At 68.4% G+C, this 11,956-nt stretch carries 11 protein-coding genes; 6 read left to right on the plus strand and 5 right to left on the minus strand.

The window, feature by feature from the left end; all coding sequences use genetic code 11:
• Window positions 1-173: 173 nt before the first annotated feature.
• Genes VDQ18_RS19760 through VDQ18_RS19780 form a run of 5 tightly spaced genes read right to left on the minus strand, consistent with a single transcriptional unit; the run spans window position 174 to window position 4,667 of the window.
• Window positions 174-956: a cyclase family protein gene (locus VDQ18_RS19760; protein ID WP_323022617.1), complete on the minus strand. Its 783-nt coding sequence runs from the start codon at window positions 954-956 to the stop codon at window positions 174-176.
• An 11-nt stretch (window positions 957-967) separates the two neighbouring features.
• Window positions 968-2,281, minus strand: coding sequence for a TRAP transporter large permease (locus VDQ18_RS19765; protein ID WP_323022618.1), 1,314 nt, complete (start codon window positions 2,279-2,281; stop codon window positions 968-970).
• Window positions 2,278-2,829, minus strand: a complete 552-nt coding sequence (locus VDQ18_RS19770) for a TRAP transporter small permease subunit (RefSeq protein ID WP_323022619.1) — start codon at window positions 2,827-2,829, stop codon at window positions 2,278-2,280. The genes VDQ18_RS19765 and VDQ18_RS19770 overlap by 4 nt, the downstream gene beginning before the upstream one ends.
• A 51-nt stretch (window positions 2,830-2,880) precedes the next feature.
• Window positions 2,881-3,948 (minus strand): C4-dicarboxylate TRAP transporter substrate-binding protein, encoded by a 1,068-nt coding sequence (locus VDQ18_RS19775; RefSeq protein ID WP_323022620.1) that lies wholly within the window; start codon window positions 3,946-3,948, stop codon window positions 2,881-2,883.
• Between the two features lie 32 nt (window positions 3,949-3,980).
• Window positions 3,981-4,667, minus strand: a complete 687-nt coding sequence (locus VDQ18_RS19780) for a TetR family transcriptional regulator (RefSeq protein WP_323022621.1) — start codon at window positions 4,665-4,667, stop codon at window positions 3,981-3,983.
• A gap of 421 nt (window positions 4,668-5,088) precedes the next feature.
• Between VDQ18_RS19780 and urtA the strand changes: the two genes are divergently transcribed.
• The 6 genes from urtA to nagA all read left to right on the plus strand — a co-directional run bounded on the left by urtA (window position 5,089) and on the right by nagA (window position 11,841).
• Window positions 5,089-6,360, plus strand: a complete 1,272-nt coding sequence (gene urtA, locus VDQ18_RS19785; RefSeq protein WP_323022622.1) for an urea ABC transporter substrate-binding protein — start codon at window positions 5,089-5,091, stop codon at window positions 6,358-6,360.
• Window positions 6,361-6,491: 131 nt separating this feature from the next.
• On the plus strand, window positions 6,492-8,102 hold the full coding sequence (urtB, locus tag VDQ18_RS19790) for an urea ABC transporter permease subunit UrtB (RefSeq protein WP_323022623.1): 1,611 nt from the start codon (window positions 6,492-6,494) through the stop codon (window positions 8,100-8,102).
• A 3-nt stretch (window positions 8,103-8,105) separates the two neighbouring features.
• A complete protein-coding gene (gene urtC / locus VDQ18_RS19795; protein ID WP_323022624.1) occupies window positions 8,106-9,206 on the plus strand; it encodes an urea ABC transporter permease subunit UrtC in 1,101 nt (366 codons plus the stop codon).
• Entirely contained in the window at window positions 9,203-9,970 is a 768-nt protein-coding gene (gene urtD / locus VDQ18_RS19800; RefSeq protein WP_323022625.1) for an urea ABC transporter ATP-binding protein UrtD, read from the plus strand. Before urtC ends, urtD begins: the two co-directional genes overlap by 4 nt.
• A gap of 1 nt (window position 9,971) precedes the next feature.
• Window positions 9,972-10,673: an urea ABC transporter ATP-binding subunit UrtE gene (gene urtE / locus VDQ18_RS19805; RefSeq protein WP_323022626.1), complete on the plus strand. Its 702-nt coding sequence runs from the start codon at window positions 9,972-9,974 to the stop codon at window positions 10,671-10,673.
• A 49-nt stretch (window positions 10,674-10,722) separates the two neighbouring features.
• Window positions 10,723-11,841: an N-acetylglucosamine-6-phosphate deacetylase gene (gene nagA, locus VDQ18_RS19810; RefSeq protein WP_323022627.1), complete on the plus strand. Its 1,119-nt coding sequence runs from the start codon at window positions 10,723-10,725 to the stop codon at window positions 11,839-11,841.
• Window positions 11,842-11,956 lie beyond the last annotated feature (115 nt).

An 11,956-nucleotide genomic window follows, 5' to 3' on the forward strand; every position in this document is an offset into this window, starting at 1 on the left:
GCATGCGCCCGGCCCAGACCGCCGCCTGCGCCGGTGACGATCGCCACTTGTCCGTCGAAGCGGATTTCAGCCATCCACCCATCCTTCCGCTGTTGTGGTCCCGGGGCGGGCCATCCTCGGCCGTCCCGGTTTCGGTTTGGTGACAGCCCCGCCTTGGGGCGCCGTCCCCCGCGTTACTCCAGGATCGCCACGCAGCGGGTGAACCCGGCCGAGGCTTTCTTGATCTTGAACGGGAAGCAGGAGACCTTGAACCCCGTGGCGGGCAGCTGGTCGAGGTTCGAGAGCTTCTCCATATGGCAATAGCCGATCTCCATCGAGGCGCGGTGCCCCTCCCAGATGATCGAGGGGTCATGGCTTTCGGCATAGGCGCGGGCGGTATAGGGGAAGGGTGCGTCCCAGGACCAGGCATCGGTACCGGTCACCCGCACGCCGCGCTCCAGCAGGTACAGCGTCGCCTCCTTGCCCATGCCGCAGCCTTTCATCAGGAAATCGGGCTGGCCATAGGCGGCGCCCGCCGCGGTGTTGACGACGACGATTTCCAGCGGGCTGAGGGTATGGCCGATGCGGGCGAGTTCGGCCTCAACATCCGCGGCAGTTGCGACATAGCCATCGGGGAAATGGCGGAAATCCAGTTTCACTCCGGGCTGGAAGCACCATTCCAGCGGCACCTCGTCGATGGTGATCGCCGGGCGGCCGCCGGGGGTGAGCGCCCGGTCCATGGTCGAATGGTGGTGATAGGGCGCGTCCAGATGGGTGCCGTTATGGGTGCTCAGCTGCACCCATTCCACCGCCCAGCCGTCGCCGCCCGGCAGATCCTCGTTCTTCAGGCCCGGGAAGAAGGCGGTGATCTGCTCGCGGGTTTCCTTGTGGCCCTGATACTGGATCTTGGGCAGCATCATCTCGGGGTCCGAGGCGATGCCGGTTTCGAGGGCGACCGACAGGTCGATGATCCGCATGAGAGGTCCTTTCAGAGGAGGCCGGTGGCGATGGAGGGGACAAGGACGATCAGCAGCAGCACCAGCACCATGATCGCGGCGAAGGGCAGGGCGCCCCGAAAGACGTCGCCCAAGGTCACCGAGGGATCGTCGAGCGAGCCCTTGATGACAAAGACGGACAGGCCAAGGGGCGGGGTCAGCAGGCCGATCTCGACCGCCAGGACGGTGACGATGCCGAACCAGATGAGGTCCAGCTGCAGCGCCTGGGCGATGGGCAGTACCAAGGGCAGGGTGATCAGCAGGATGGAGGAGCTGTCCAGGATCGTGCCCAGCACGATCAGGATCAGGCAATAGACCAGCACAAAGCCCAGCGGCCCCAGATCGAGACCGGTCGCCCATTCCGTGACCGCCACCGGCAGGCCCGACAGGGACAGGAACCGCGAATACATCGTCGCGGCGATGATCAGGAAGCAGATCGAGGCGGTGATATGCCCGGTCTCCAGCGTCACCTGCCAGAGCGTCCTGAGGCCCAGCCGCCGTTTCGCCATGGCGATGAGGATCGCGCCCAGGGCACCGATGGCGCCCGCCTCGGTCGGTGTGAAGACCCCGCCATAGATCCCGCCGAGGACCAGCGCGATCAAGAGCGCGATGGGGGCGAGCTTGCTCAGCGTGTCGCGAGCCAGCGAGCCCTCGCTGGCCTGTGGCGGGGCAGGGCGCGGCACGCCGGTGAAAGACGGCCAGAAGCGCACCATCAGGGCGATGCCGACGATATAGGCCAGCGTCAGCACCAGCCCCGGGCCGATCCCCGCGACAAAGAGGTAGCCCACCGATTGCTCGGCGATGATGCCGTAAAGGATCAAGAGCAGCGAGGGCGGGATCAGCATCCCCAGCACCGAGGAGCCCGCGACAACCCCGGTGGCGAAGCGCGCGGTATGGCCGATGCGCATCATCTCGGGCACCGCGACCTTGGTGAAGACGGCGGCGGAGGCGATGGAAATCCCGGTGATGGCGGCGAAGATCGCGTTGGCGCCGACCGTCGCCATGCCGAGCCCCCCCTTCAGCCGCCCCAGCGCCCGGTTGGCCACGTCGAACGTGTCGCGGCCGATGTCAGCGCGGCTGACCACCAACCCCATCAGCACAAAGAGCGGCACCACGCCGAAGAGGTAGGAGGAAATGCTCTCACGCGTGGCCAGCGACAGCATGCGCGAGGCATATTGCGGATTGTCCCTCAGCGCCCAGATGCCGAGGAACGAGGTCAGCGCCAGCGCGATGGAGACATGCATCCCCAGCCAGATCAACCCGAGGATCCCGGCCAGCGACCAGAGGCCGATTTCAACGCCGCTCATGACAGGCCCCGGACGGCGCGGATCGCCAGCGCCAGCGCCCGCAGCAGGAAGACCAGCAGCATCATCAGCGCGCCCAACAGGACGATGCCATGCACCGGCCAGATCGGCGCCAGGAACTGGCCGACGGTGCCGACCATCTCGCCCCGGCCATAGCTGCGCAGGAATTGCGGCCAGAACGACCAGATCAGCGCCCCCAGCACCGCCACCCCCGCCAGATGCAGCAGCGCGTCAAAGGCCTCGGCCAGCCGCGGCGCGCGGGTCTGCAAGGCGCCCAGCAGCGCGTCCGAGCGGGTCAGCTTGCCCTGCGCCGTGGTATTGGCGATCTGCAGGAAGGCGATGGCGAGGATCGACAGGGCGACCATCTCGGGCACCCCGGCGATGGGGCGGCCGAAGAAGAAGCGCCCGGCCACATCGACACTGATCAGCAGCATGACCGCCAGGATCAGCCCGGTGCCCAGCGCCGACAGCAGCGCCGTCAGCCGGTCGACCAGCCGCGCCAGCGCATCGAAAGGGGCGATCCCCGTGCGGAGGGAGACGAGAGAAGCCATGGATATCCCGCGGGAAAGGGGGCCGGGCACCGGGCCCGGCCCTGAGAGGGCTCAGCGCTGCGACCAGTCGCGCACCAGCGGCACGCCCGCGTCGCGCAGGATCTGCACATAGGCGTTCAGCACCTCGGTCCCCGGCAGGCCCTCGCCATCCGCCGCCGCGGCCCAGGTCCCGGCCACATCGGGCAGCGCCGCCGCCCAGCGGGCGCGTTCCTCGTCCGAGAGGGTGTGCAGATGCGCCTCGTCCGGGGCGATGGTGGCCATCGCGGCGGCGACGCGCTGGGTCTGCTCGGCGATATAGGCCTGCTGATAGGCCGCGGCGCCCGCGCGCAGGGCGTCCTGCACCGCCTCGGGCTGGTCCTGCAGCCAGATCTGGTTCGCAACCAGCGCCCCCGCCGATTGCGCGCCGAAGCCGGTCACGGTGACATAGGGCGCGACCTCGTGCAGGCGGGCCGGGGCGGCGGCGGTGGCGAAGACGATCACCCCGTCGAAGACCCCGGTCTGGATGTCGTTGTAATAGGTCGTGAGGTTGCCCGCCACGCCCACGGCGCCCGTCCCCTCCAGCCAGTTGACCGCCGGTCCCGGCGCGGCGATGCGGTGGCCCGCCAGATCGTCGATCGAGGTGACCGGGAAATTGGTCATCAGGATGTAATTGTCGAGCGCGAAGCCCCCGCCCAGATATTCGGCGTCATACTGGTGCCAGCTCTCGGCCATGCCGGGGATCTGCGCGTACAGCGCATCCATCGCCTCCATGACCACTTGCGGCTCACCGGGGCCGAAGGGAGTGTTGTAGGTGACGTTCTGCAGCGGCACCTTGGTCGGCAGGAAGACGGTGGGGATGGCGCCGATCTCGGCCAGCCCGTCCTCGACCGCATCCAGTTCGCCGCCGACACCGGCCAGCGTGCCGCCATAGGCCTCGGTCCAGTTGATCGAATAGCCCGACCCTTCGAGGGCGGCGTTGACGGTGGGGATGAAGGTCTCGGTCAGGTGCTTCACCCACAGGAAAATCGGCGGGTGGCCGTTGACGATGGTGATGTCGATGGTCTCGTCGGCAAGCGCCGGACCGGCCAGCAGCGCGGCCAGGGCGGTGCCGGTCAAAAGCCGGCGGATGGTATGGGTCATGGTTTCTCCTCCTCGGTTGGTCGTCGCCGGGGTTATGCTGCCCCGGGTTTGCTGCCGGGCGCGGCCAGCGCCCGGATACCCGCCGCGACGAAACGCACGGCACCGCCGAGCATCTCCTCCAGATCGTCGTCGGCGAGGGTTCCGTCCGACAGGTCCTGAACCCGGCCCGTCGGTGCCATGAGCGAGATCGCCACGGCGATGGCATTGAGATAGCCGCGCACCGCGCCCTCGCGGCTGAGGCCGGGGACGATGGCGGCAATCTCGGCGATGAAGACCCGGGCGATGCCGTCGTAATAGGCCGAGGTCACCCGGTGCGAGCGTTCATCGGTGCCCGAGGCCGCATGGCCCAGCACCCGCGTGTAATGCGCGCCCCCGCGGCTGGGATCGCGGCCCAGGCTGATCGTGGGGCGCAGGAGCGTGTCCAGAAGCGCCTCCAGCGTCACCGCGCCGGTCGCGTGCAGTTCGGCCAGCCGGGCGCGGCGTTCGTCGTTGATGGCGCCGGCGCGGCGGGCGATCACCGCCTCGTAGAGCGCTTCCTTCGAGCCGAAGTAATAATGAATCAGCGCGGCATTGGCCTGCGCCCTGACAGCGATGGCCCGGGTGGTGGCGCCGTGAAAGCCGCTTTCGCCGAAGACGATTTCGGCCGCGTCGAGGATCGCTTCCTGCGCCTCGCCGCGTTCCGGCGCCCCTTCGGGCCGCGTCACCGCCAGTCGGGCCAAGGCCGCTCCTCCCAGTCCTTAATTAATCGCCTGATTAAAAGCAGCCGGAATCCGCTCGCCTGTCAAGGAGATCTTTGCATTCTGCAATGCAGCACGCTTGGCGAGTTTCGGAACGGGGCTTCGCTGCGCCAAGCATCAGCCAGCCGGGCCATTGCCTGATTCCGCTTCACTCGCGGGATCTTGCGCCCGGCGCCCGGCTGAAAACATGTGCGCCGCGCTCAGATTTGCCGCGTGGGAGGGCAAAGCCTGCCCAAAAGCGCGCCGATCCCGGTCTGCTGCCCCGCAGCACGGTTAAAGCCGGTCACAAACGCGAGACCCCGGAAATAGCGTGGGTTTGGGCAATTTGTCGCCCACCGGGACTTCACAAGAACCCGCCGGGCGCCGCGACGGTGCCGCGGGACGACAACAGGACAGGGGATTCATGAAAAAACTTCTGCTTTCGACCGCGCTCGGCGCGGTATTCGCCACGGGCGCTCTGGCTCAGGAAGGCGAACCCATCCGCGTTGGTATCCTGCATTCGCTGTCGGGCACGATGGCGATCTCGGAAACCACGCTGCGTGACGTCATGCTCATGCTGATCGAGCAGCAGAACGCCGAAGGCGGCGTGCTGGGCCGCCCGCTGGAGCCGGTGGTGGTGGACCCCGCCTCGGACTGGCCGCGCTTCGCGGAACTGGCGCGCGAGCTGATCTCGGGGCAGGGCGTCTCGGTCGTGTTCGGCTGCTGGACCTCGGTGTCGCGGAAATCGGTGCTGCCGGTCTTCGAGGAGCTGAACTCGATCCTCTTCTACCCGGTCCAGTACGAGGGCCAGGAATCGCAGCGCAACGTCTTCTACACCGGCGCGGCGCCGAACCAGCAGGCGATCCCTGCCGTGGATTATCTGCTCGAGAACGGGGTGGAGCGCTTCTACCTCGCCGGGACGGACTACGTGTACCCGCGCACCACGAACCAGATCCTCGAAGCCTATCTGCTGGCCCAGGGCGTCGCGCCCGAGGATATCATCGTCAACTACACGCCCTTCGGCCATTCCGACTGGCAGACCATCGTCTCCGAGATCCGCGACTTCGGCTCGACCGGCCGTCCGGCCGCCGTGGTCTCGACCATCAACGGCGACGCCAACGTGCCCTTCTACAACGAACTCGCCGCGCAGGGCATCTCGGCCGAGGATATCCCGGTCATCGCCTTCTCGGTCGGTGAAGAGGAACTTGCGGGCATCGACACCGCGCCGCTGGTCGGCCACCTGGCCGCCTGGAACTACTTCATGTCGGTCGACACGCCCGAAAACGAAGAGTTCATCGACGCCTGGCACGCCTATATCGGCAGCGACACCCGCGTGACCAACGACCCGATGGAAGCCCATTACATCGGCTTCAACATGTGGGTCGATGCGGTCGAGGCCGCGGGCACCACCGACGCCGATGCGGTGATCGACGCGCTGGTCGGCGTGGCCGTGCCGAACCTGACCGGCGGCCTGTCGTCGATGGGCGCGAACCACCACATCACCAAGCCGGTGCTGATCGGCGAGATCCAGGCCGACGGCCAGTTCGAGGTCGTCTGGGAAACCGCAGGCCTGGTGCTGGGCGACGAATGGTCGGATTACGTGGCCGAAACCGCGCCCCTGATCTCGGATTGGCGCGCGCCCCTGTCCTGCGGCAACTTCAACACCGCGACCGGCACCTGCGGCGGCTCGGAATAAGCCGCCGCGAGAGGGGGGCGTTCCTTCCCGCCCCCCTCCTTTTGACCACCAGGCGCGCGGGTCCGCCCGCGTGCCCCCTCCCTGAAGACCGCGCGGCGCGCGCCTCGTGCCGCCTCTGACCCGGGACCCTCATGCCCTTTCGCCCATTGACGCTGATCGCGGCCTTCTGCCTCGCGGTTGTGCTGCCCTTCATCGCCTCGGCCCAGACGCTCGAAGAACTGATCGCCCGCCTGCCGGACGGCAATTTCAACGACCGCGCCGCCATCGTCGCCCAGATCGCCGAGACGGGTGATCCGCGCGCCGCGCAGGTGCTGGACGCGCTGCTGGAAGGCGAGCTGGAACAGCGCAACGCCGATGGCCGCTTCGTCCGTGTCACCGGCAGCCGCAACAACCAGACCGCCGTGGATGTGCTGACGGGCGAGGATCTGGGCCCGGTCGCCCGCCGGTCCACGGAAGCGGTGCGGGTCAACAACGCGCTCCGCCGCTCCATCCGCACGGCGCTGGGGGTGCTGACGCTGATGGACCCCGACCCCGCGCGTCGCCTTGCTGCCGCCGAGGCCGCGCTGCGCAGCCCCTCAGCCGATCAGGTCGACGCCCTGGCCGAGGCGATGGCGACCGAGACCAACGCCGCTATCCGCACCGCCCAGACCCGCGCCCATGCCGCCGCGGTCCTCGCCTCGGACCTGCCGCTGGAGGCGAAGCTCGATGCCGTGGCGGTGATCGGCGCGGCCAATGCGCAGATCGTGCAGCAGACGCTCAACGCCTATCGCAACGCCGCCGAGCCGGAACTGGCCGAGGCGGTGGGCGAGGCGCTCGCCGCTGCCGAAAGCCGCCAGCGGATGTGGAGCCAGGCGCAGAACCTGTGGTTCGGGCTGTCCCTGGGCTCGGTCCTGCTGCTGGCCGCCATCGGCCTTGCCATCACCTTCGGGGTGATGGGCGTCATCAACCTCGCGCATGGCGAGCTGGTCATGCTGGGCGCCTACACGACCTATACGGTGCAGCAGGTCATCCGCACCAACGCACCGGAATACTTCGGCTATTCGCTGGCCATCGCCATCCCGCTGGCCTTCCTGCTGGTCGGCGCCGTCGGCGTGCTGATCGAACGCGGGATCGTGCGCCACCTCTATGGCCGCCCGCTGGAGACGCTGCTCGGCACCTGGGGCGTCAGCCTGATCCTGCAACAGGCGGTGCGCTCGATCTATGGGCCGACCAACCGCGAGGTGGGCACGCCCGACTGGATGTCGGGCGCCTGGCAGATCGGCGAACTGACCCTGACCGGGCCGCGCATCGCCATCGTGCTTTTCTCGCTGACGGTGTTCTTCGGACTGCTGCTCTTGATGAAATACTCGGCCTTTGGGCTGCAGATGCGGGCGGTGACGCAGAACCGGCCGATGGCCGCGAATCTCGGCATCCGCACCGGCTATGTCGACGCGCTGACCTTCGGTCTGGGCGCGGGCATCGCCGGACTGGCCGGTGTGGCGCTGAGCCAGATCGATAACGTGTCCCCGAACCTGGGCCAGGGCTACATTATCGACAGCTTCCTGGTCGTCGTATTCGGCGGCGTCGGCAACCTCTGGGGCACCTTCGCCGCGGCGCTCAGCCTCGGCGTGGCGAACAAATTCCTCGAACCCTGGGCGGGGGCGGTGCTGGGCAAGATCGTCATCCTCGTCTTCATCATCCTCTTCATCCAGAAACGTCCGCGCGGCCTGTTCCCGCAGCGTGGCCGTGCCGCCGAGGGCTGAGCCATGACCCGCCTCATCGACCTGCGCCTCGGGCTGTTCCTGGCCGCGCTCTTCGCCGTCACCGTGCTGGCGCCTCTGGCCACCACGCTGCCCTCCACCTCGGCCCTGAACCTGCCGAGCTACCTGATCCCGCTGATGGGCAAGTACCTGTGCTACGCGCTGCTGGCCGTCGCGCTGGACCTCTGCTGGGGCTATGCGGGCATCCTGTCGCTGGGCCACGGCGCCTTCTTCGCGCTGGGCGGCTATGCGATGGGCATGCACCTGATGCGCGAGATCGGCGCGCGGGGCGTCTATGCCAACCCGGAACTGCCTGATTTCATGGTCTTCCTCGGCTGGACCGAGCTTCCGTGGTTCTGGTACGGCTTCGACATGTTCTGGTTCGCCGCAATCATGGCGCTGGCCGTGCCGGGGCTTCTGGCCTTCGTCTTCGGCTGGTTCGCCTTCCGCAGCCGGGTCTCGGGTGTGTATCTGTCGATCATCACCCAGGCGCTGACCTTCGCCCTGCTCCTGGCCTTCTTCCGCAACGACATGGGCTTTGGCGGCAACAACGGGCTGACCGACTTCCGCGACGTGCTGGGCTTTTCGCTGTCGGCGCCCTCGACCCGCATCGCGCTCTTCGTGCTGACGGCGATTGCGCTGGGGGGCTGCATGCTGCTGGCGCGCGCCATCACCATCTCCAAGGCCGGGAAGGTGCTGGTCGCGGTCCGGGACGCCGAAAGCCGTACGCGGTTCCTGGGCTACCGGGTCGAAAGCTATTCGGTCTTCGTCTTCACCGTCTCGGCGATGATGGCGGGGCTGGCGGGCGCGCTCTATGTGCCGCAGGTCGGCATCATCAACCCCGGCGAATTCGCTCCCGCGAACTCGATCGAGATCGTGGTCTGGGTGGCGCTGGGCGGGCGCGGCACGCTGGTGGGTGCCGCCATCGGCGCGCTGGTCGTCGTGGCGCTGAAATCCTGGCTGACCGCGAATTTCCCGGACCTGTGGCTCTTCGCGCTGGGCGGGCTCTTCATCCTGGTGACGCTGGCCCTGCCGAACGGCCTTCTGGGCCTCATCGACCGGCTGAAGCCGCGCAAGGCCAAACCCGCGACCGAGGTGCCCGCATGACCCCCGGCCTGATCGGCGCGCCCCTCAACGTGGCGCAACTCTACCTCGACGGCGTCTGCCGCTCCTTCGACGGGTTCAAGGCGATCAACGGCCTGTCGCTGGCGGTCGAGAAGGGCGAACTCAGGGCGGTGATCGGCCCCAACGGCGCGGGCAAGACGACGATGATGGACATCATCACCGGCAAGACCCGCCCGGACGAGGGCAAGGTGGTCTGGAACGGCGACACCGACCTCACCAAGATCGACGAGGCCGGGGTCGCCCGCCTCGGCATCGGGCGCAAGTTCCAGAAGCCCACGGTCTTCGAGACGCATACGGTCGAGGACAACATCCGCCTGGCGCTGAAGGCGCCGCGCGGGGTGTTTCCGGTGCTTTTCGACCGCCGCTCGGCCGAGGAGAACCGCCGCGTCACCGAGTACCTCGACCGCATCCGTCTGACCCATCTGCGGGCCGAGACCGCCGCCAACCTCAGCCACGGCCAGAAGCAATGGCTGGAGATCGGCATGCTGCTCGCTCAGGAGCCGCAGCTTCTGCTGGTCGACGAACCGGCGGCGGGCATGACCGACGCCGAGACGATGGAGACGGCGGAACTGCTCAAATCCATCGCCGGTGAACGCACGGTGATCGTGGTCGAACACGACATGGATTTCGTCCGTGCCCTGAATTGCCGGGTGACCGTGCTGCATCAGGGCTCGGTGCTGGCCGAGGGGTCCCTGGACCATGTCTCGGCCCGCGACGATGTCATCGAAGTCTATCTGGGGCGGTAAGATGCTGGAAATCAAGGATCTGACGCTGCATTACGGCGCGGCCCAAGCGCTCAAGGGCATCTCGCTCACGGCCGAGGAAGGCCAGATCACCACGGTCTTGGGGCGCAACGGGGTGGGCAAGACCTCGCTGATGCGGGCCATCGTCGGGCGGCACCCGCCCTCGGGCGGGACCATCACCTGGCAGGGCGAGAGCATCGCCCGCCTGACACCCCCCGAACGCGCCAAACGCGGCATCGCCTATGTGCCGCAGGGGCGCGAGATCTTCCCGCTGCTCACGGTGCGCGAGAACTTGGAGGCCGCCTATGCGACGCTCCCCCGCGGCCAGCGCAAGACGCCCGATGCGGTCTTCGAGCTGTTCCCGGTCCTGTTGCAGATGATGAATCGCCGCGGCGGCGACCTGTCGGGCGGCCAGCAGCAGCAACTCGCCATCGGCCGCGCCATGGTCATGCAGCCGCGGCTTCTGGTGCTGGACGAGCCGACCGAGGGCATCCAGCCCTCGATCATCAAGGACATCGGCCGGGCCATCGAATACCTGCGCGACCAGTTCGGCATGGCCGTGGTGCTGGTCGAGCAATATTTCGACTTCGCCAAGGCGCTGGCCGACCGCTATGTCGTGCTCGACCGGGGCGAGGCGGTGATGGCCGGCGAGAAGGCCGATATCGACGCCAATGAGGCCGAACTCCGCCGCTGGCTGACCGTGTGACATTCCCCGCCGCCTGTGGTTATCTCAGGGCGGACAAAGGGGAACGATCATGCGGCAAGTCTTTCGCGGGGCACAGATTTTCGACGGCTGGCGGCTGCATGAGGGCGCGGCCCTCAGCGTCGAGGACGGCCGCGTCACCGGCCTCGGCCCCGATACGGGCGAGGGGCTTGATCTGGGCGGCGGCGTGCTGGCGCCCGGTTTCATCGACCTGCAGGTCAATGGCGGCGGCGGGGCGCTGCTGGGGCAGGGCGATCCCGATGCGGCGCTGGCCACGATCTGCGCCGCGCATCGGCGGCTGGGGACGGCGGGACTGCTGCCGACGCTGATCACCGCCACGCCCGAGACGACGGCCGCGGTGCTCGCCGCCGGGATCCGCGCCGCCGAGGCCGGGCTGCCGGGCTTTCTGGGGCTGCATCTGGAGGGACCGCACCTCGATCCCCGCCGCAAGGGCGCGCATGAGCGCGCGCTGATCCGGCCGATGGAGGAATGGGACCTCGAGCGCCTGCTGACGGCCGCCCGCAGGCTTCCCCGGCTGATGGTCACCCTCGCGCCCGAGGCCGCAAGCCCGGAACAGATCGCCGCGCTGGCCGAGGCCGGGGTGCTGGTCAGCCTCGGCCACAGCGATTGCACCGAGGCCCAGGCCCGCGCGGCGATGACCGCCGGGGCAGGGGCGGTCACCCATCTCTACAACGCCATGTCGCCGATGAGCCACCGCGCGCCGGGACTGACCGGCGCCGCGCTCGACGGCTCCTCGGCGGTGGGGATCATCCCCGACGGCGTGCATGTGGCGCCCACGCCCTTCCGGGTGGCGGCGCGGATGGCGGACGAGCGGCTCTTCGCCGTCACCGATTCGATGGCGCTGGCGGGGACCGAGGCGACCGAGTTCCAGCTCAACGACCGGGCGATCCACCGGCGCGACGGGCGGCTGACGCTGTCCGATGGGACGCTGGCCGGGGCCGATGTGACGATGCCCGAGGCCCTGGCCTGGATGACCGGCTACGCCGGGATCGACCGGGCCGAGGCCCTAGCCATGACCACCCGCCGCCCGGCCGACCTGGCAGGCCGCCCGGACCTCGGCCGCCTTGTGCCGGGGGCGAGGGCCGATCTTGTGCACCTGAGCGAAACCTGGCGCCTGACGCGCCGCTGGTTCGCCGGGGAGGCGGGCTGAAGGAGGGGTTTCGCTCTCGTTCCCCGCTGGCGCGGGCGCCTCGGGCGACCAAGGGCGGGTGGCTGCCGCCCCCCGCACCCCCTGCTTCAAGGAGGGTTTTCCACCCTCCTTGAAA

Origin of the sequence: Pararhodobacter sp. (genome assembly GCF_034676075.1) — a bacterium.
GTDB lineage: Bacteria > Pseudomonadota > Alphaproteobacteria > Rhodobacterales > Rhodobacteraceae > Pararhodobacter.

Bases quoted from the DNA above. Each gene is read 5' to 3' on its own strand.
- urtC (WP_323022624.1), top strand. From the start codon at position 8,106: ATGACCCGCCTCATCGACCTGCGCCTCGGGCTGTTCCTGGCCGCGCTC.
- VDQ18_RS19770 (WP_323022619.1), bottom strand. From the start codon at position 2,829: ATGGCTTCTCTCGTCTCCCTCCGCACGGGGATCGCCCCTTTCGATGCG.
- VDQ18_RS19775 (WP_323022620.1), bottom strand. From the start codon at position 3,948: ATGACCCATACCATCCGCCGGCTTTTGACCGGCACCGCCCTGGCCGCG.
- urtD (WP_323022625.1), top strand. From the start codon at position 9,203: ATGACCCCCGGCCTGATCGGCGCGCCCCTCAACGTGGCGCAACTCTAC.
- urtE (WP_323022626.1), top strand. From the start codon at position 9,972: ATGCTGGAAATCAAGGATCTGACGCTGCATTACGGCGCGGCCCAAGCG.
- urtA (WP_323022622.1), top strand. From the start codon at position 5,089: ATGAAAAAACTTCTGCTTTCGACCGCGCTCGGCGCGGTATTCGCCACG.
- urtB (WP_323022623.1), top strand. From the start codon at position 6,492: ATGCCCTTTCGCCCATTGACGCTGATCGCGGCCTTCTGCCTCGCGGTT.
- nagA (WP_323022627.1), top strand. From the start codon at position 10,723: ATGCGGCAAGTCTTTCGCGGGGCACAGATTTTCGACGGCTGGCGGCTG.
- VDQ18_RS19765 (WP_323022618.1), bottom strand. From the start codon at position 2,281: ATGAGCGGCGTTGAAATCGGCCTCTGGTCGCTGGCCGGGATCCTCGGG.
- VDQ18_RS19760 (WP_323022617.1), bottom strand. From the start codon at position 956: ATGCGGATCATCGACCTGTCGGTCGCCCTCGAAACCGGCATCGCCTCG.